This is a genomic window from Streptomyces sp. Act143, from assembly GCF_003143935.1.
In the GTDB taxonomy this organism is placed as follows: domain Bacteria; phylum Actinomycetota; class Actinomycetes; order Streptomycetales; family Streptomycetaceae; genus Streptomyces.
Genome location: NZ_QFRX01000001.1, coordinates 7,332,475 through 7,351,347 on the forward strand (window position 1 = coordinate 7,332,475; position 18,873 = coordinate 7,351,347).

Here is an 18,873-nt window from a genome sequence, read left to right on the forward strand (position 1 = left end):
CCGCGGCTGTCTGTGTCCGCCTCGTCCCCGTGGGGGTCCGCACCCATGCGCCGTACGTTCTCCGCCCTTGTCCTCGGGCTCCTTCTCGCTGTCCAGGCCCTGCCCGCGCACGCCGCCGACAACGGCAGCTGGTCCGTGTACCCGCTCGCCTCGAAGGTCGCCGCGCGCCCGTACTTCTCTCTCTCCGCCGATCCCGGGCAGACGATCACCGACAAGGCCGTCGTCTCCAATAAGACGGCGGCACCGCTGACCTTCCGGCTGTACGCCGCCGACGCCTACAACACCGCCCGCGACGGAGGCTTCGCCGTCCGGACGATGAAGGAGAGGATGCGCGGCGTGGGGATCTGGGCGCGGCCCGCGGCATCCCGGGTCACCGTCCCCGCGCACGGCAAGGTCACCGTGCCCTTCACCCTGAAGGTGCCGCAAGGCGCCGAACCCGGCGACCATCCCGGCGCGATCGTCGCGCTGGACGAGCGGATCGACCGCGGCGACGGTTCCGTGGCGCTCGGCGTGCAGCGGGCCGTGGCCGCCCGCGTCTACCTGCGCGTCGGCGGCCCGACCCTCCCGGCGATCTCCGTCGAGGACGTCCGGGTCAGCCACCACCAGCCGCTGCTGCCGGGACTGGGCGACAGCACGGCGACGGTCTCGTACACCCTGCACAACACCGGCAACGTCACCCTCGACCCGAAGGTGGAGCTGCGCGCGACGGGCCTGTTCGGCCGGACGCTGCTCGCCCGCGATCTGACGAAGGTCCCCTCCGAGCTGCTGCCGGGGCAGCGCGTGCGGCTGAGCGAGCCGTGGCGGGGCGCGCCCCAGCTGGACTGGGGCGAGGTGACGCTCACGGCGAGCGCGAAGGACACCCGCGAATCGGCGGGCGCCTCCTTCCTCGCGCTGCCGTGGCTGATGGCGGTGCTGCTGGTGGTGGTCGTCGGGGTGGGGGTCGTCCTCGTGGTCAGAGCGCGTCGGGGCCGCGTTCGCCCGTCCGTACCCGCACGACCGTCTCGACCGGCAGTGCCCACACCTTCCCGTCCCCGATCTTCCCCGTCTGCGCGGCCCTGACGATCGCGTCGATGACAGCCTCGGAGTCGGCGTCGTCCACGACGACCTCGATCCGGACCTTCGGGACCAGGTCGACCTGGTACTCGGCGCCGCGGTACACCTCGGTGTGGCCGCGCTGCCGGCCGTAGCCGCTGGCCTCGCTCACGGTCAGACCGTGGATGCCCATCTCCTGGAGGGCGGTCTTCACCTCGTCGAGGCGGTAGGGCTTGACGATCGCGGTGATGAGCTTCATGCCTGGCTCTTGACCTTCTGGGCGGAGGGGACGACGGAGGACGCGCTGACCGGGGCGCCGTGGCCCAGGACGCCGTGATCGTATGCGGTCTCGGCGTGCACCGTAAGGTCCAGGCCGGTGTGCTCCTCCTCCTCGCTCGCGCGGAAGCCGATCGTCTTGTCGAGCAGCTTGCCGATGCCGTACGTCACGCCGAAGGCGTACGCCCCCACGGCGACCACGGCCACCAGCTGCTTGCCGAGCTGGGCGAGACCGCCGCCGTACAGCAGGCCCTCGGTGCCGCCGGTCATCGACTCGACGGCGAAGACACCGATGAGGAGGGTGCCGACGATGCCGCCGACCAGGTGGACGCCGACGACGTCGAGGGAGTCGTCGTAGTTGAACCGGAACTTCCAGCTCACGGCGTAGGAGCAGATCACGCCCGCGGCGAGGCCGACGACGAGGGCGCCGAGGAGGGAGACCGAGCCGCAGGACGGGGTGATCGCCACCAGGCCCGCGACCGCGCCGGACGCGGCGCCCAGCGTGGTGGGGTGGCCGTCGCGCTTGTGCTCGACGAAGAGCCAGCCGAGCAGGCCCGTGCAGCCGGCCGCGAGGGTGTTGAGGAAGGCTGCGGCGGCGAGGCCGTTGGCGCCGAGGGCGGAGCCGGCGTTGAAGCCGAACCAGCCGAACCAGAGGAGGCCGGCGCCCAGCACGACCATGGGGAGGTTGTGCGGACGCATGGCGTCCTTCTTGAAGCCGAGCCGCGGGCCGAGGACGAGCGCGAGGGCCAGGCCCGAGGCGCCGGAGGTGATCTCGACGGGGAGGCCGCCCGCGAAGTCGAGCGCGCCGAGCTTGTCCAGGATCCAGCCGCCCGGGCCCCAGACCCAGTGGGTGACGGGAACGTATACGAGCAGCGCCCAGACGGGGACGAACACCAGCCACGCCCCGAACTTCGCGCGGTCCGCGATCGCGCCGCTGATCAGGGCGGCCGTGATGATCGCGAAGGTGAGCTGGAAGGTGGCGAAGAGGAGGGTGGGGACGGTGCCCTGGACACTGTCGGGGCCGAGGCCCTTGAAGCCGATGTGGTCGAGATCGCCGAGGAGGCCGGCGCCGAGGTCGTCGCCGAAGGCGAGTGAGTAGCCGGCGGCCAGCCACACCACCGTCACCAGGGCGATCGACACGAAGCTCATCATCAGCATGTTGAGGACGCTCTTCGTGCGGACCATGCCGCCGTAGAACAGGGCCAGACCCGGGGTCATCAGCAGGACGAGGGCGGTGGCGGCGAGCAGCCAGGCGGTGTCGCCGGTGTCGATGTGCGCTGCGGCCTGCGCGGTGGCGAGGGGCATGGGGTCTCCAACGAGGTGGGGGCTCGTCAGAGGGTCACCGCTGTGTATTTCTGCCGGCGTACGTATATGTTTCCGTGACGTTTCGTTGCGTACGGGTTACCGGAAGCTCACCGTGCGGCGGGGGTCCGGGGATCAGGGAGAATGGGCCGCATGAGCGTTCGCAGTCAGTCATCCGAGCCGTCCGAGCCGTCCGGGGCTCCCCATCGCGCCGGCTTCGCCTGCTTCGTGGGCCGCCCCAACGCGGGCAAGTCCACCCTCACGAACGCTCTGGTCGGGCAGAAGGTGGCGATCACCGCCAACCAGCCGCAGACCACGCGGCACACGGTGCGCGGGATCGTGCACCGGGAGGACGCCCAGCTGATCCTGGTGGACACGCCGGGGCTGCACAAGCCGCGCACCCTGCTGGGGGAGCGGCTGAACGACGTGGTCCGCACGACCTGGGCCGAGGTCGACGTGATCGGCTTCTGCCTGCCCGCGAACGAGAAGATCGGTCCCGGTGACCGCTTCATCGCCAAGGAGCTGGCCGGGATCAAGAAGTCGCCGAAGGTCGCGATCGTCACGAAGACGGACCTCGTCGACTCCAAGACCCTCGCCGAGCAGCTCATCGCGATCGACCAGCTCGGCAAGGAGCTGGGGATCGAATGGGCGCAGATCGTGCCGGTGTCGGCGACGGCGAACAAGCAGGTGGACCTGCTGGCCGACCTGCTGGTCCCCATGCTCCCCGAAGGACCCGCCCTCTACCCCGAGGGCGACCTGACGGACGAACCGGAGCAGGTCATGATCGCGGAGCTGATCCGCGAGGCCGCGCTGGAGGGCGTCCGCGACGAGCTGCCGCACTCCATCGCGGTCGTGGTCGAGGAGATGCTCCCCCGCGAGGACCGCCCCGCGGACAAGCCCCTCCTCGACATCCACGCCTTCGTCTACATCGAGCGCCCCAGCCAGAAGGGGATCATCATCGGCCCCAAGGGCAAGCGCCTGAAGGAGGTCGGCATCAAGTCCCGCAAGCAGATCGAGGCACTGCTGGGCACACCCGTCTTCCTGGACCTCCATGTGAAGGTGGCCAAGGACTGGCAGCGGGATCCGAAGCAGCTACGGCGTCTGGGCTTCTGACGGCGACAGGTCCTGCAGACCCACCACCCTCAGCAGCTCCAGCCGTTCGTACGCCTGCGTTCCCGGGCGGGCCGAGTGGACGATCAGGAGGTGGTGGTGCTCATGGCTGAGCATGACCTCGCAGTCGAGTTCCAGCAGACCCACCACGGGGTGCAGGAAGCGTTTGGTCGCCCGGTTGCGCAGCGACACCTCGTGTTCTTCCCACAGGGCCGCGAACTCCGCGCTCGCGGCGCGTAGTTCGGCGACCAGCGCGGCCGGTTCCGGGTCGTCCGGACGGGACGCCGCCACCGCCCGGAGAGCCGAGACGTGGGCGCGGGCGTGCACGGCGGCGTCCTCCTCCGGGAAGAGGTCACGGGCCGCCGGGTCCAGGAAGAAGCGGCGGATGAGGTTGCGGTCCCGGCGCGGACGCGACATCACGTCACCCACCAGCGCCTTAGCCATCGTGTTCTGCGCCAGGACCTCGCCGCAGTCGTTCACCACCTGCGCCGGGGTGTCGTGCAGACGGTCCAGGATCAGCAGCAGGCCCGGACGGACGTGCGCCGACGCCGTCTCCCGGCGGGGCGGCTCCTCGCCCGCCAGATGGAACAGGTGGTCCTGCTCGACGTCCGTCAGGCGCAGCGCCCGCGCCAGTGCCGTCAGCATCTGGCGGGACGGGCGGGGGCCCCGGGACTGCTCCAGACGCGTGTAGTAGTCCACCGACATGCCCGCCAGCGCCGCCACCTCCTCCCGCCGCAGCCCGGGGGTGCGGCGCCGCGCCCCCGGCGTCAGCCCCACGTCCGACGGGGTCAGGCGGGCGCGGCCACGGCGCAGGAAGTCGGCCAGTTCGGGTCGGTTCACCCCTCCAGCCTGCGGCACGCCGCCCGGCTTATCCAGGGACTGCCGATCCCCTGATCGACGGGTCTCTCCCGGCACCGGCGCCGCTGACCGAGGCTGGCCGGGACGAGAGGAGCACATCGTGCTGACATTGGTCACCGGAACGACAGGGCAGGTCGGGCGGCGCTTCGTGCCGCGGCTACTGGCACAGGCCCGGGGGGAGGAGCGGATCAGGGTGCTGGTACGGGACACCGCGCGCGGTGAGCCCTTCGCCGACCTCGGCGCCGAAGTCGTCGTAGGAGACCTGCGGGACACCGACACCCTCGGCAAGGCCGTCGCCGGCGTGGACGCGGTCGTCAATGTCGCCGCCTCCTTCCGCGGGGTGCCGGACGAGGAGGCGTGGGCCGTCAACCGGGACGCGGCCGTAGCGCTGGGACGCGCCGCGCAGGCGGCCGGGGTGCGGAGGTTCGTGCAGGTCAGTACCGGCATCGTGTACGGGCTCGGGCGCGGGCGTCCGTTGACCGAGGAGGACGAGAGCCTGCCCGGCGGCCCCATGTGGGGTGCCTACGGCGAGTCCAAGGCCGCGGCGGAGCGGGAACTGCTCGCGATGGACGGGCTGGACGTGCGCGTCGCCCGGCTGCCCTTCGTCTACGGCGAGGGCGATCCGCATCTCGCCCAGTCCCTGATGTGGGCCAAGAACTGGGCGGCGGCCCAGCGGCTGCAGATGGGCCACCACGCGGACGTCGCCCAGGGGCTGCTGCGCATCCTGCACGCGCCCGGCATCGCCGGCCGGATCTACAACATCGCCGACGACGCGCCCGTCACCGCCGTCGAACTGCACCAGCTCAACGGCGTCGAGATCCCCGCCGAGCTCTACACCCGTACCGACCCCGACCCCTGGTACATCATCACCGCCACGGACCGCATCCGCCGCGAGCTGGGCTATCGACCGCTGTACCCGTCGGTGTACGCCGCCCGCGACGCCGGGGCCCTGTAGACCTCAAGGCCGGTGGTGAAAGTCCCGCCTGCCCCGCGACGCCCGGCACGCGCTCTCGCCGCCCTTCGGGCGGACGACGCGACTCTCACCTCCGGCCCTAGTCCACCCCCCTGATCCGCCCCACGAGCACCGCCCCCGCCACCGCGATCACCGCCGCCACCAGATACAGCACCCGGTACCCGCCCAGGTGCGTCACGATCGGTGCGGCCACGGCGGGGGCGGCGACCTGGGGGAGGGCGTTGGCGATGTTGATGACGCCGAGGTCCTTGCCGCGGTCCCGGGCCTTCGGCAGGACGTCCGTCATCAGCGCGAAGTCGACCGACATGAACACCCCCAGGGCCAGTCCCAGCAGCGCCGCCACCACGAGCGCCGCCGGCCAGGTCTGCCAGGCGGCGAGCAGCGCCGTGGCCGCCGCCATCAGCGCCCCGGACCAGCGCACGAACGGCTTGCGGCGGCCCGTCCGGTCCGACCACACCCCGCCCACCACCACCGTGGCCAGCAGCGTCACGCTGTTCACGGCCGTGAGGATCAGGACGCCCTGCTCCGGATCGCCGTGGTGGAGCCGGTCCCGGAGGTAGTAGAGGAGGTAGAGGATCACCAGCGCGTTGCTGAGATTGATCAGGAAGCGGGTCAGCCAGGCCCAGCCGAAGTCCGGGTAGCGCCGCGGGCTCAGCCAGAAGCCGCGCGCGAACGACCGCCAGTGCCAGGCCGGCCGGTCCGCGACCGCCAGCCTGAGATCGGGATACCGCAGGACGTACGGCAGCACCCCCGCCAGCGCGAACACCGCGCACGCCGCATACCCCGCCGCGATCCCGCCCGCCGCGGTGGCCAGCCCCGTACCGGCCACCGCGCCCAGGATCTGCGCCGCCCCCAGCCACCCGCCCACCGCACCCCGTTGCAGCCGCGGCACCCGGTCCGGCACCGCCGCCGTCACCGCCGCGAAGGAGGCGTTCAGGGTCAGTTGGACCAGGCACCAGCCGAGCGTCATCAGCCACAGCCCGCCCGCGCCCGCGAGCAGCAGCAGGGACAGCGCACCGCCCGCCGATCCCGCGACGATCCACGGTGTACGGCGGCCCCGGCGGGCCGTCGTCCGGTCCGACAGGGCGCCGAAGAACGGGTTGGCCGCCAGGGACACCACCGCGCCCGCGCCCGTCACCCACGCCAGCAGCGTCTCCTTCGACATGCCGGTGCCGGGCGCGAAGTCCTCCGCCTGCCGGGCCAGCAGGATCTGCAACGGGCCGTACCAGCCCACCCAGATCGCCACGTTGGCCAGCGACAGCGCCGTGGTCCAGCCCCGGCCGACCCGTTCCACGGGTTCGTCCAGGGCCGCCACCGTCACCGCTGGGCCCGCAGCAGGGACCGGTACCAGGCGTAGGAGTCCTTCTTCGTCCTCTCCTGCGTCGTGAAGTCCACGTGCACCAGGCCGAACTGCTGCACATACCCCTCGGCCCACTCGAAGTTGTCCATCAGCGACCACACGAAGTAGCCGCGGACGTCGACCCCCGCCGCCAGCGCCTGGTGCAGCGCCCGCACATGGCCGTCCAGGTAGGCGATCCGGGCCTGGTCGTGGACGCCCTCGTACGAGCAGCCGTTCTCCGTGATGACCACGGGCGGGAGGCGGTCGCCGTACCGGTCGCGGAAGGTCGTGAGGAGTTCCGTCAGGCCCTCCGGGACCACCGGCCAGCCGAAGTCGGTGACCGGGACGTCCTCGATCTCCCGCACCGAGAAGGGGAGTTCGGCGGGGATGGTCAGCCCGCCGAACTCGATCTCCGTGCCCTGCGGGGCGCCCACCCTGGTCGGCGCGTAGTAGTTGACGCCGTAGAAGTCCAGGGGCTCCGAGACGGTCTTCAGGTCCGCCGCCACGTCCCCCGGCATCAACTCGCCCAGCCCGTCGGGGTATTCACCCAGCAGGATCGGCTCGGCGAACAGGCGGTTGAGCAGCAGGTCGTAGAACGCCGCCGCCTCCAGGTCCGGCTGCTCCCGCGAGGCGGGCCAGGTCGGGCCGTGCGAGTTGGCGATGCCGATGTCCGCGGCACCGGAGGCGCGCAGGGCCTGGACGCCCAGACCGTGCGCGAGGAGCAGATGGTGGGCCACCGGCAGCGCGTCGAACATCAGCCGCTTGCCGGGGGCGTGGGCGCCCAGGGCGTGGCCGAACAGGGTGTGTTCGGCGGGCTCGTTGATGGTGATCCACTTCTTGACGCGGTCGCCGAGGCGGTCGGCGACCACCTGGACGTACTCGGCGTACCGCGCCGCGGTGTCCCGCTCCAGCCAGTCCAGCGAGACCGGCAGGTCCCAGTGGAAGAGGGTCGGGACCGGGCGGACGCCCGCCGCGCAGAGTTCGTCGACCAGGCGGTCGTAGAAGTCCAGCCCGCCGGGGGAGTTCACCCGCGGCCAGGAGATCGAGAAGCGGTACGCGTCCACGCCCAGGTCGGCCAGGAGCGCCACGTCCTCGCGGTAGCGGTGGTAGTGGTCGCAGGCCGTCGCCGCCGTCGAGCTGTCCTTCACCCGGCCCGGCTCGGCCGTGAAGGCGTCCCACACGGAGGGCTCGCGCAGCTCCGCCGCGCCCTCGATCTGATGGGCCGAGGTCGAGACGCCCCACAGGAAGCCGGAGGGGAACGTGGGTATCGGGTCACCCGAAGCAGTCGCCATGCGCCGGATCATCCGTACCGCCGGTAACGGAAGTCAACGGGCAGGCGTGAAGAACGAGTTACGCGCCTTCCTTCAGGACCCGGGAGATCAGCTCCCGCTGCTCCTCGGTGAGCCGGGGATCGGCGCAGTACACCGTCTTGCCGTCCACCGTGATCTCGTAGCTGAACCCGTCGGGCACCCCGACGGGCGGCGCGCCCCGGCCGGCGGCCAGTGCCTGCTCGGCCAGGGCGTGCCACTCCGCGGCGTCGGGCCGCCCGGAGGTGTTCACCTCCGCGTGCCGCTCGATGCCTGCGAACCCACCGGAGCGTGTCACCTGAATACGCATGGATCTCTTCTAGTACGGAATGCCGGCGTACGGAACTACGCCGTGCGCACCCCGACCTGCTCCCACGCCTTCAGCACGGCCTGGAGCTCCTCGCCCTCCTGGTAGCGGGTCCTGGCCGCCGCCACCGTCAGGTTCGCGAAGTCCGTGAACAGGGCGTCCTTCTTCAGTTGGCCGCCGGTCAGGACGTCGTACCAGATCTGTCCGGCCCGCTCCCAGGCGTGGCCGCCGAGGGTGGTGGCGACGATGTAGAACGCGTGGTTGGGGATGCCGGAGTTGATGTGGACGCCGCCGTTGTCGCGGCCGGTGCGGACGAAGCCGTCCATGGTCGCGGGCTGCGGGTCCTTGCCGAGGACGTCGTCGTCGTACGCGGTGCCCGGCTCCTTCATGGAGCGCAGCGCCTTGCCCGTCACCCGCGGGGCGAGCAGGCCCGCGCCGATCAGCCAGTCGGCCTCGGCGGCGGTCTGGCCGAGCGTGTACTGCTTGATGAGGGAGCCGAAGACATCGGACAGCGACTCGTTGAGCGCGCCGGGCTGGCCGAAGTAGGTCAGGTTGGCGGTGTACTGCGTGACGCCGTGGGTGAGTTCGTGGCCGATGACGTCGATCGGGATGGTGAAGTCGAGGAAGATCTCGCCGTCCCCGTCGCCGAACACCATCTGCTCGCCGTTCCAGAAGGCGTTGTTGTAGTCCTTGTCGTAGTGGACCGTGGCGTCGAGGGGGAGGCCGCCTCCGTCGATCGAGTCGCGCTCGTAGGCCTTCAGGTACAGCTCGAAGGTGGCACCGAGGCCCGCGTACGCGCGGTTGACCGTGGCGTCCTTGCCGGGCTCGGAGCCCTCGGTGCGGACCTTCTTGCCGGGCAGCTCGGTGCGGTGCCGGGCGTCGTAGAGGGTGCGGTGCGGCTTGCCGGGCTCCGCGCCGAGCGGCGCGGCGACGGACGGGGCGCCGACGACCGTGGTCAGCCGGCGGTGGGTGCGCTCGAAGGCGTCGCGCTCCAGGGTCCTGCGGGCGGGATCGGCGAGCGCGGGGTCCTCGGCCTGGGCGAGCTTGTCGAGGACGTGTGGCGGTACGACGGTGCAGAAGACGGGCTCGAAGCCCCCGTTGGTCTTCGTCATGCCCGGAACCCTTGCACTGCGTTATGTCGCTGTCACTACCCGCAACCATGATTGGTGAAATATGCGGACAGGGAGCGGCACGCTCCGTGACGAAGTGGTATGGCGCACTTTTTGTCCGTTTCGCTGGTTATCCGTCCCTCGGGTCCCGCATGCTGATACAGCGCCCCGCATCCGAACCGGCTCGGCTAGCATGCTTCGCATCATGCGTTTCGGGCTGCTTCTTCTTAGCTGCCGCGGCGAGGGCCTGTAGTCCAGGTCGACTCCCTCCCCGCGGAGCTTGGCGTTGCGTCGTCGGCCGTCCTTCCGGACACCCTGAGGAGCCCCCGCATCATGGCGAACCGCCAGCAGCCCAGCCACATGCCGATCCACAAGTACGGCCGGTACGAGCAGGTCGACATCCCCGACCGCACCTGGCCGGACAACCGGATCACCGTCGCCCCCCGCTGGCTCTCCACGGACCTGCGTGACGGCAACCAGGCCCTGATCGACCCCATGTCGCCCGAGCGCAAGCGCCGGATGTTCGACCAGCTGGTCAAGATGGGCTACAAGGAGATCGAGGTCGGCTTCCCGGCGTCGGGCCAGACCGACTTCGACTTCGTACGCTCGATCATCGAGGAGCCGGGCGCGATCCCCGACGACGTCACCATCTCCGTGCTGACCCAGGCCCGCGAGGACCTCATCGAGCGGACCGTCGAGTCCCTGAAGGGCGCCAGGCGCGCGACGGTCCACCTGTACAACGCCACCGCCCCCGTCTTCCGCCGGGTCGTCTTCCGGGGCTCCAAGGACGACATCAAGCAGATCGCCGTCGACGGCACCCGCCTGGTCATGGAGTACGCGGAGAAGCTGCTCGGCCCCGAGACCGAGTTCGGCTACCAGTACAGCCCCGAGATCTTCACCGACACCGAGCTGGACTTCGCCCTGGAGGTCTGCGAGGCCGTCATGGACGTCTACCAGCCGGGTCCGGGCCGCGAGATCATCCTCAACCTGCCCGCCACCGTGGAGCGTTCGACGCCGTCCACGCACGCGGACCGCTTCGAGTGGATGAGCCGCAACCTGTCCCGCCGCGAGTACGTCTGCGTCTCCGTCCACCCGCACAACGACCGCGGTACGGCGGTGGCGGCGGCCGAGCTGGCGCTGATGGCCGGCGCCGACCGCGTCGAGGGCTGCCTGTTCGGCCAGGGCGAGCGCACCGGCAACGTCGACCTGGTCACCCTGGGCATGAACCTGTTCTCCCAGGGCGTCGACCCGCAGATCGACTTCTCCGACATCGACGAGATCCGTCGTACGTGGGAGTACTGCAACCAGATGGAGGTCCACCCGCGCCACCCGTACGTGGGCGACCTGGTCTACACGTCCTTCTCCGGCTCCCACCAGGACGCCATCAAGAAGGGCTTCGACGCGATGGAGGCCGACGCGGCCGCCAAGGGCGTCACGGTCGACGACATCGAGTGGGCCGTGCCGTACCTGCCCATCGACCCCAAGGACGTCGGCCGCTCCTACGAGGCCGTCATCCGCGTCAACTCGCAGTCCGGCAAGGGCGGTATCGCGTACGTCCTGAAGAACGACCACAAGCTGGACCTGCCGCGCCGGATGCAGATCGAGTTCTCGAAGATCATCCAGGCCAAGACGGACGCCGAGGGCGGCGAGGTCACCGGCTCCGACATCTGGGCCGTCTTCCAGGACGAGTACCTGCCGAACCCCGAGAACCCGTGGGGCCGTATCCAGGTCAAGAACGGGCAGTCGACCACGGACACGGACGGGGTGGACACGCTCAAGGTCGAGGCCACCGTCGACGGCGTCGACACCGTCCTGACCGGTACCGGCAACGGTCCGATCTCGGCCTTCTTCGACGCCCTGGCGAAGATCGACATCGACGCCCGCCTGCTGGACTACCAGGAGCACACGATGAGCGAGGGCGCCTCCGCGCAGGCCGCCTCGTACATCGAATGCGCGATCGACGGCAAGGTTCTGTGGGGAATCGGCATCGATGCGAACACGACACGTGCGTCACTGAAGGCGGTCGTCTCCGCGGTCAACCGAGCCGCGCGCTGACCGCTCTGACCGGGCATTTCGGGGCCCTGATCGTCGTATACGGCGATCAGGGCCCCGTCGTATATCGGCCAACCGCCCGTGGAGGTCACGGAAAGGTCTCGTCCAGGGTGCTGACTGCGGCTCTCCGATGTGGCTAACATCACGCCAGCGCGGCGATGTTGCCGTGCGGTAACGCGGAGGTGTGACGTGCTGCCAGGACGGGGACGAAACGACCGTGCCGCCAGGCCTGCGCGCATGCTGGGCACGCGTACCGCGTGGACGCCCGTGGGCGACGGGGAGTTCTTCTGCCCCGGCTGCGGCGGGGACCGCAACTACCAGCGGCTGACGGGCCGGCGGCGCTTCACCCTGCTCGGCGTACCGCTCGTGCCGCGCGGCCGGACCGGCCCGGTCGTCGAGTGCGCCGCCTGCCGTCGCCACTTCGGCACCGACGTCCTCGACCACCCCACCACCACCCGCTTCTCCGCGATGCTCCGCGACGCCGTCCACACCGTCGCCCTCGCGGTCCTCGCCGCGGGCGGCACCTGCTCGCGCACCGCCCTGGAGGCCGCCGCGGTCACGGTCCGCGCCGCCGGCTTCGACGACTGCACGGAGGACCAGCTCGGCGCGCTGGTGGAGGCGCTCGCCGCCGACACCGGGCGGGTCTTCGGCGAACCCTGCGGGGCGGGGCTGGCGATAGAGCTGCACGAGGCGCTCGACCCGCTGGCGCCGCACCTCGCACCCGCCGGGCGGGAATCCATCCTCCTCCAGGGCGCCCGGATCGCCCTGGCCGACGGCCCCTACACCCCGGCCGAGCGGGACACGCTGGCCACCGTGGGCGCCGCCCTCACCATCGACGCCGAGGACGTCACGCGGCTGCTGGCCGCGGCGGCACGGACCCCGTCCTAGGACCCCGTTACTCCCCAGGGAGTAACCGCAGCTCCGCGCCGCCCTGCGTAGTAGCCCCCAACTCGCCCTACGGCGCGACGAATCCGCCCCCGTGCGCCGGGAGTCTGGAGACGACCCAGACACCCGACCGGAGGGAGGCCCGTCGATGGGGGCCGCAACCACATCCGCACGACGACGGCGTGCCGTGCCCTGGCTGGTGCTCGGGCTGTGGATCGCCGTCCTGGCGCTCGCCTCGCCGTTCGCCTCCAAGCTCGCCGACGTGCAGCACGACCGGGCCGTCGACTATCTCCCGGCCGGCGCCGACTCGACGCAGGTCGCGAAGATCCAGGACCGGCTGCCCGGCGGCGAGGCCACCGAGATGGTCGTCGTCTACCACCGCGACAGCGGACTGACCGCCGCCGACAAGGCGACCGCCGCCCAACAGATCGAGCGGATCGCGGGCGCCCACCAGCTCACCGCCGCACCCCAGGGCGTCCCGTCCAAGGACGGCACCACCCTGATGTACCCGGTGGCGAGCACCGAGCCGGGCACCGACGAGAAGGCACGCGACGCGCTCGTCAACGACGTCCGGGACATCGCGCACGGCGGCGACGGGCTGAGCGTCGACGTGGGCGGCGCCGGAGCGCTCCAGACCGACGCCGCCGAGGTCTACAACGCGCTCGGCGGGCCGCTGCTCTACACCACCGCCGGCGTCGTCGCGCTGCTGCTGATCCTGATCTACCGCAGCCCCGTGCTGTGGCTGGTGCCGCTGGCCGTCGCCGGACTCGCCGACTACCTGTCGATGGGCGTGGCCTACGGCCTCAACCAGGCGTTCGGCACCGCCGTGACCGGCGCCAGCTCCGGCATCATGACCATCCTCGTGTTCGGCGCGGGCACCGACTACGCGCTGCTGCTCGTCTCCCGCTACCGCGAGGAGCTGCGGCGCATCGAGCGGCCGTACGACGCGATGGTTGCCGCGCTCAAGGGCTGCGGCCCCGCGGTGCTGGCGTCCTCCGGCACGGTCGCCGCGGGCCTGCTCTGCCTGCTCGCCGCCGACCTCAACTCCAGCCGCGGCATGGGCCCGCTCGGCACCGTCGGCATCCTGTGCGCGCTGGTCGCCATGCTGACCCTGCTGCCCGCCGTCCTCGTCCTGCTCGGCCGCCGTGTCTTCTGGCCGCTCGTGCCCCGCTACGGCAGCGCCCCCAAGGCCCGCCGGTCCCTGTTCGCCGCGATGGGCAGCTCGGCCGAGCGCCGCCCCCGCACCGTGCTCGCGGCCGGCGCGGTCCTGCTCGGCGCGCTGGCGCTCGGGGCGTTCAACCTGCCCGGCGCCCTGAAGCAGGAGGACTCCTTCACCACCAAGCCCGACGCGGTCGCGGCCATGGAGACGCTGGCCAGGGCCTACCCCGAGCAGGGCACCCGGCCCCTCACCGTCCTCGCCCGCACCGACCGGGCCGACACCGTGCTCGCCGAGGTCGAGGACACCCCGGGCGTCGCCACGGCCGAGCGCGGACGCAGCGGCGACGGCTGGACCGAGTTCTCGGTCGTCACGACGTCCGCGCCCCAGTCGGCGGGCGAGACGGCGACCATCGAGGCCCTGCGCGACCGCCTCGGCGACTCGCTGGTCGGCGGAGCGAGCGCCCAGCAGATCGACCTCGCGGACACCAACGCCCGCGACCGCATGATCGTCGTACCGCTCGTCCTCGTCTCCGTCCTGCTGATCCTGATCGCGCTGCTGCGGTCGGTGGTCGCGCCGCTGATCCTGGTCGGCGCCGTGGTCGCGGTCTGGGGCGCGGCGCTCGGCATCGGAGGGCTGGTCTTCGGCCCGGTCTTCGGCTTCGAGGGCACCGACCCCGGGCTCGGCCTGCTGTCCTTCGTCTTCCTGGTGGCCCTCGGCGTCGACTACGGCATCTTCCTGATGCACCGGATGCGGGAGGAGTCGCTGAAGGGCAGCGAACCGGCGGCGGCGGCCCTGACCGCGCTGCGCACGACGGGCGGCGTCATCGCCTCGGCCGGCCTGGTCCTCGCAGCCACTTTCGCGGTGCTCACCAACATGCCGCTGGTCAGCCTCGTCGAGCTCGGCTTCGTCATCGCGGTCGGCGTCCTGCTCGACACCTTCCTGGTCCGCACCTACCTGGTGACCAGCGCCGCCGTCGCCCTGCGCCGCAAGGTGTGGTGGCCGGGCGCCCTGTCCAGGGAACCGGAGGCGCCGATGCCGCCGCCGAAGGAACCCGAGCCCGTCGCGGTGGTGACGCACTGAACGCGGCCGGCCGGCGCCCCTCCCCTCCCGGAGGGGCGCCGCTCCGGCGGAGGATGAGCCCCATGCACCTCACCACGACCCGGGCGCGGCCACGCCTCGGCGAACGCGTCACGGCGACACTCACCCGCGACCCCACCACCGCGCCGCACGCCACCCGCAAGGACGCGGTGCTCGCGGCCGTACTCGCCGCCCTCGCCGCGGTTCTCGCCGCCTTCACCGACACCCTGCGCCACCCCGACGCCCTGGGCTGGACCCTGCTGCTCGCCGCCCATGTGCCGCTGGTGTGGCGCCGGCGGCGGCCGCTGCTGGTGCTGGCCGCGGTGGTGGTGCTCGTCATCCCGTACCACGCGCTCGACAACAACCACGGCGCGCCCGTCCCCGCCTCGCTCGTCGCGCTCTACACGGTCACCGTCACCCAGCGCCCCGCCCGCTCGATCCTGGTCGGCGTCGCGGGCCTCGCCCTCTCGGTGACCGTGATGTTCACCTTCGGCGACCACAAACAACTCCCCGACCTGGTCCGCACCTACGGCTGGGTGCTCGCCGTCCTCTTCATCGGCATCGACGTGCGCTACTACCGGCAGTACGTCGCCTCCCTCGTCGAACGCGCCGAACGCGCCGAACGCACCCGGGAGGAGGAGGCGCGGCGCCGGGTGGCGGAGGAACGCCTGCGGATCGCCCGCGACCTGCACGACCTCCTCGCCCACACCATCACCCTGATCGGCGTCCAGACCTCGGTCGCCGCGCACGTCCTGTCCGCCGACCCCGAACGCCTGGACCGGGAGACGATCGCCAAGGCCCTCGACGACATCGCCGACACCTGCCGCACGGCCCGCGGCGAGCTGCGCACCACCCTGGAGGTGCTGCGCGAACAGGGCGCCGCGGCCGGGGAGGCGCGCGGCCCGCTGCCCGGCCTGGACGGCGTCCCCGACCTGGTGGAGGCGGCACGCCTCGCGGGGGCGCGGGTGACCCAGACCGTACGGACGGGGGATGCCACACCGCCCGCCGTGGGCGCCGCGGCCTATCGCATCGTGCAGGAGGCACTGACGAACGCGGTCCGGCACGCGGGGGCGGAGCCGGCGGTCCGGGTGGAGGTCTACGAGGAGCAGGGCGCCCTGCGGCTGGCCGTCACGGACGACGGGGCGGGCACGGACGCCGCGGGCGGCGCCGGCGGCGGCGGTTTCGGGCTGGTGGGGATGCGGGAGAGGGCCCGCAGCGTGGGTGGCACACTCGACGCGGGGCCGCGGGCCGGGGGCGGCTTCGAGGTGACGGCGGTGCTGCCGCTCAGGGGTGCTCTGGAGGGGGCCGGATGACGATCCGCGTACTGCTTGCGGACGACCAGACGCTCGTACGGGCCGCGTTCGCGATGCTCGTCGAGTCGGCGGGGGACATGGAGGTCGTGGGAGAGGCGGGCACCGGGCGGGAGGCGGTGGAGCTGGCCCGCCGCGCGCAGGCGGACCTGATCGTGATGGACATCCGGATGCCGGAGCTCGACGGCATCGAGGCGACCCGGCTGATCGCGGCGGACCCCGACCTCGCCGGAGTGAAGGTGCTGGTCCTCACGACCTACGACACGGACGAGAACATCGTGGAGGCGCTCCGGGCGGGGGCGTCGGGGTTCCTGGTGAAGGACACCAGGCCCGCGGAGATGCTGGAGGCGATCCGGACGGTCGCGGCGGGGGACTCGCTGCTGTCGCCGGGGCCGACGGCGCGGTTGATCGCGCGGCTGCTGCAAAGCCCGGGCACGGTCGGGCCGTTCGCGGCGGAGGGCGGGCCGGAGTGCCTGTCCGAGCGGGAACGGGACGTGCTGGCCCTGGTGGGGCGGGGGCTCAACAACGCGGAGATCGGGGCGGCGTTGGGGCTGAGCCCGCTGACCGCGAAGACCCATGTCAGCCGGATCATGGGGAAGTTGGGGGCGCGGGATCGGGCGCAGTTGGTGATCGTGGCGTACGAGTCTGGGATGGTTACACCCGGGGGTGTGTAGCCGTGGGTGACGGGGAGCGGTTGGACGGCGTGAGGCTGAACGGGGAGAAGCTGAACGGGGATAGGCCGAACGGGGATAGGCCGAACGGGGATAGGCCGAACGGGGAGAGGCTGTTCGTCTCGCATGCCGGGGCGGACCGTGCCTGGGCCGAGTGGGTGGCCTGGCAGTTGCAGGACGCCGGGTACGAGGTCGAGCTGGACGTCTGGCACTGGGGCGCCGGGGACAACTTCGTCCTGAGGATGCGTCAGGCGCTGGAGCGGGGGCGGATGGTCGCCCTGTTCTCGCGGGCCTACTTCGACACGGGCCGCTTCACGACGGAGGAGTGGACCGACGTCGTGGGGGCGCGGGAGAAGTGGGTGCCGGTCCGGGTGGAGGACGCCGAGGCGCCCCCCTTGCTGCGGTCGCTGCTGGCGCCGGACCTGTTCGGGCTGGATGAGGACGAGGCACGTGCCGTGCTGCTGCGGGCGGTGGCGGGGCCGCCGGGGACCCCCGGGCGGGCGCCGGTGTTCCCGGAGCGCGGGCGGCCGGGGCGGTTGCGGTCGATGGGCGCGACCGGGCCGCGGCTGCCGGGGAACCTGCCTCGGGTGTGGAACATCCCGGTGCGCAACGCGGGGTTCACCGGCCGCGACGAACTGCTGGTGGAGGTGCGCACCGGGCTGGCGGGCGCACGGGCGGTGGCGGTGCTGGCACTGGACGGCCGGGGCGGGGTCGGCAAGACCCAGCTGGCGATCGAGTACGCGCACCGGTTCAGCGGGGAGTACGAACTGGCGTGGTGGGTGGCGGCCGAGGACCCGGCACTGATCCCGGACCAGCTGGCCGCGCTGGCGGTGGCGACCGGCTGCGCCCAGGTCGACACTCCGCGGGCGGAGGCGGTGCGGGCGCTGGGGGAGGAGCTGCGGACCCGGGCGCGCTGGCTGCTGGTGTTCGACAACGCCGAGGACCCGGTGGCCCTGCGGCCGCATCTGCCCGCCGGGGCGGGGCATGTGCTGATCACCTCGCGGAATCCGCAGTGGCATCACGTGGCCACGCCGGTGGATGTCGACGTGCTGGCGCGGGCGGAGTCGGTGGCGCTGCTGCGCTCCCGCAGCCGGGGGCTGGGGGAGGAGGACGCGGGGCGGCTGGCGGAGGCGCTGGACGATCTGCCGTTGGCGTTGGTGCAGGCGGCCGAGGCGCTGACGGCCTTCAGTCCGGACCGGTACCTGGCGCTGCTGGCGCGCAGTGCGAGCACGGCGACGGAGGACGGTACGCCGCCGGACTATCCGCGCTCGTTGGCGGCGTCGGTGCGGCTGAGCATGGAACGGCTGGAGGTGGAGGACGGCGCGGCGGCCGATCTGCTGCGGGCGTTGGCGCTGCTGGCGCCGGAGCCGTTTCCGCTGCATGCCTGCGACCCGGACGAGGTCGAGGACGACGACGAGGACGACGCCGGGCTGGTCGAGGTGCTGTCCGACCCGCGTGTCTTCCGGCGGGTGGTGGGGGTGGTGGAACGGTTCGGGCTGGCACGGGTGGCCGGGGGCAGCGTCCAGATGCACCGGCTGACGCAGTCCGTGCTGCGCGACCAGCTCACCGACGGGCAGCGGACACGGGCCGCCCGCCAGGCCGGCCTGCTGCTGGTCGCCGCCGCCCCGGGCAACGCGGCCGACCCGGACTCCTGGCCGCGCTGGCCCGACATCCTGCCCCATCTCCTCCTCATCGCTCCCACCGACCTCACCACGGTCGATGCCCGGTACGCGGCCTGTGAGGCGTGCTGGTACCTGATGGACCGCGGTGCGGCCGCCACGGTGCTGCCCCGGTTGCAGGACCTGCACGGGACCTGGCTGCTGGAGGCGGGCCCCGACGACAAGGCCACCATGTGGGCGGCCAGTTACCTGGCCCGCGCCCACAACGACATCGGTGACCACGCCGAAGCCCGCCGCCTGGACGAGGACGTCCTGACCCGGCGGCGCGAGTCGCTGGGCGACGACCACCCCGAGACCCTGGCCGCCGCCGGCAACCTCGCCATCCGACTCGCCGACCTGGGCGAGACGGAGCAGGCGCGTGCCCTGGACGAGGACACGCTGGCCCGGCGCCGGCGGATGCTGGGTGAGGAACACCCGGACACCCTGC

16 protein-coding genes are annotated in these 18,873 nt (G+C 72.0%); 9 read left to right on the top strand and 7 right to left on the bottom strand.

Annotated elements, in window-relative coordinates; translation table 11 throughout:
• Positions 1-45 precede the first annotated feature (45 nt).
• Entirely contained in the window at positions 46-1,059 is a 1,014-nt protein-coding gene (locus DI272_RS33455) for a WxL protein peptidoglycan domain-containing protein (RefSeq protein ID WP_109498906.1), read from the top strand.
• Here DI272_RS33455 and DI272_RS33460 read toward each other — a convergent pair.
• Positions 953-1,291 carry a P-II family nitrogen regulator gene (locus DI272_RS33460; protein WP_109498908.1) on the bottom strand — a complete coding sequence of 113 codons (339 nt, stop codon included), beginning with the start codon at positions 1,289-1,291 and terminating at the stop codon, positions 953-955. The two genes, DI272_RS33455 and DI272_RS33460, sit on opposite strands and share 107 nt — an antisense overlap.
• On the bottom strand, positions 1,288-2,613 hold the full coding sequence (locus DI272_RS33465) for an ammonium transporter (protein ID WP_109498910.1): 1,326 nt from the start codon (positions 2,611-2,613) through the stop codon (positions 1,288-1,290). The genes DI272_RS33460 and DI272_RS33465 overlap by 4 nt, the downstream gene beginning before the upstream one ends.
• 150 nt (positions 2,614-2,763) lie before the next feature.
• On the opposite strand from DI272_RS33465, the gene era reads away from it, so the two are divergent.
• On the top strand, positions 2,764-3,723 hold the full coding sequence (gene era, locus DI272_RS33470) for a GTPase Era (protein WP_109498912.1): 960 nt from the start codon (positions 2,764-2,766) through the stop codon (positions 3,721-3,723).
• On the opposite strand, the gene DI272_RS33475 is transcribed toward era, so the two are convergent.
• A complete protein-coding gene (locus DI272_RS33475) occupies positions 3,703-4,560 on the bottom strand; it encodes a helix-turn-helix transcriptional regulator (RefSeq protein WP_109498914.1) in 858 nt (285 codons plus the stop codon). The genes era and DI272_RS33475 overlap by 21 nt on opposite strands.
• Before the next feature lie 118 nt (positions 4,561-4,678).
• On the opposite strand from DI272_RS33475, the gene DI272_RS33480 reads away from it, so the two are divergent.
• Positions 4,679-5,533, top strand: a complete 855-nt coding sequence (locus DI272_RS33480) for an NAD(P)-dependent oxidoreductase (protein WP_109498916.1) — start codon at positions 4,679-4,681, stop codon at positions 5,531-5,533.
• A 97-nt stretch (positions 5,534-5,630) separates the two neighbouring features.
• Here DI272_RS33480 and DI272_RS33485 read toward each other — a convergent pair whose 3' ends face one another.
• The 4 genes from DI272_RS33485 to DI272_RS33500 are packed head-to-tail and all read right to left on the bottom strand — an operon-like array spanning position 5,631 to position 9,616.
• Positions 5,631-6,872 carry an MFS transporter gene (locus DI272_RS33485; RefSeq protein ID WP_181387400.1) on the bottom strand — a complete coding sequence of 414 codons (1,242 nt, stop codon included), beginning with the start codon at positions 6,870-6,872 and terminating at the stop codon, positions 5,631-5,633.
• Positions 6,869-8,194, bottom strand: a complete 1,326-nt coding sequence (locus DI272_RS33490; protein WP_109498918.1) for a GH1 family beta-glucosidase — start codon at positions 8,192-8,194, stop codon at positions 6,869-6,871. The genes DI272_RS33485 and DI272_RS33490 overlap by 4 nt, the downstream gene beginning before the upstream one ends.
• Before the next feature lie 46 nt (positions 8,195-8,240).
• Positions 8,241-8,507 (bottom strand): protealysin inhibitor emfourin, encoded by a 267-nt coding sequence (locus DI272_RS33495; RefSeq protein ID WP_109498920.1) that lies wholly within the window; start codon positions 8,505-8,507, stop codon positions 8,241-8,243.
• Between the two features lie 35 nt (positions 8,508-8,542).
• Entirely contained in the window at positions 8,543-9,616 is a 1,074-nt protein-coding gene (locus DI272_RS33500; RefSeq protein WP_109498921.1) for a M4 family metallopeptidase, read from the bottom strand.
• Between the two features lie 330 nt (positions 9,617-9,946).
• Between DI272_RS33500 and leuA the strand changes: the two genes are divergently transcribed.
• From leuA to fxsT, 6 genes are all read left to right on the top strand, one after another.
• Entirely contained in the window at positions 9,947-11,668 is a 1,722-nt protein-coding gene (gene leuA / locus DI272_RS33510) for a 2-isopropylmalate synthase (RefSeq protein WP_109498922.1), read from the top strand.
• A gap of 186 nt (positions 11,669-11,854) precedes the next feature.
• Positions 11,855-12,553, top strand: a complete 699-nt coding sequence (locus tag DI272_RS33515; RefSeq protein ID WP_109498923.1) for a TerB family tellurite resistance protein — start codon at positions 11,855-11,857, stop codon at positions 12,551-12,553.
• A 145-nt stretch (positions 12,554-12,698) separates the two neighbouring features.
• Complete coding sequence (locus tag DI272_RS33520) at positions 12,699-14,789, top strand: MMPL family transporter (protein ID WP_109498925.1); 2,091 nt, start codon at positions 12,699-12,701, stop codon at positions 14,787-14,789.
• A 62-nt stretch (positions 14,790-14,851) separates the two neighbouring features.
• Complete coding sequence (locus tag DI272_RS33525) at positions 14,852-16,099, top strand: sensor histidine kinase (protein ID WP_258314763.1); 1,248 nt, start codon at positions 14,852-14,854, stop codon at positions 16,097-16,099.
• Positions 16,096-16,770, top strand: a complete 675-nt coding sequence (locus DI272_RS33530; protein WP_109498929.1) for a response regulator transcription factor — start codon at positions 16,096-16,098, stop codon at positions 16,768-16,770. Before DI272_RS33525 ends, DI272_RS33530 begins: the two co-directional genes overlap by 4 nt.
• A gap of 155 nt (positions 16,771-16,925) precedes the next feature.
• The coding region (gene fxsT / locus DI272_RS33535; RefSeq protein WP_258314764.1) for an FxSxx-COOH system tetratricopeptide repeat protein at positions 16,926-18,873 on the top strand (1,948 nt) is incomplete at its 3' end.

Bases quoted from the DNA above. Each gene is read 5' to 3' on its own strand.
- DI272_RS33455 (WP_109498906.1), top strand. From the start codon at position 46: ATGCGCCGTACGTTCTCCGCCCTTGTCCTCGGGCTCCTTCTCGCTGTC.
- DI272_RS33460 (WP_109498908.1), bottom strand. From the start codon at position 1,291: ATGAAGCTCATCACCGCGATCGTCAAGCCCTACCGCCTCGACGAGGTG.
- DI272_RS33465 (WP_109498910.1), bottom strand. From the start codon at position 2,613: ATGCCCCTCGCCACCGCGCAGGCCGCAGCGCACATCGACACCGGCGAC.
- era (WP_109498912.1), top strand. From the start codon at position 2,764: ATGAGCGTTCGCAGTCAGTCATCCGAGCCGTCCGAGCCGTCCGGGGCT.
- DI272_RS33490 (WP_109498918.1), bottom strand. From the start codon at position 8,194: ATGATCCGGCGCATGGCGACTGCTTCGGGTGACCCGATACCCACGTTC.
- DI272_RS33495 (WP_109498920.1), bottom strand. From the start codon at position 8,507: ATGCGTATTCAGGTGACACGCTCCGGTGGGTTCGCAGGCATCGAGCGG.
- DI272_RS33500 (WP_109498921.1), bottom strand. From the start codon at position 9,616: ATGACGAAGACCAACGGGGGCTTCGAGCCCGTCTTCTGCACCGTCGTA.
- leuA (WP_109498922.1), top strand. From the start codon at position 9,947: ATGGCGAACCGCCAGCAGCCCAGCCACATGCCGATCCACAAGTACGGC.
- DI272_RS33520 (WP_109498925.1), top strand. From the start codon at position 12,699: ATGGGGGCCGCAACCACATCCGCACGACGACGGCGTGCCGTGCCCTGG.
- DI272_RS33525 (WP_258314763.1), top strand. From the start codon at position 14,852: ATGCACCTCACCACGACCCGGGCGCGGCCACGCCTCGGCGAACGCGTC.
- DI272_RS33530 (WP_109498929.1), top strand. From the start codon at position 16,096: ATGACGATCCGCGTACTGCTTGCGGACGACCAGACGCTCGTACGGGCC.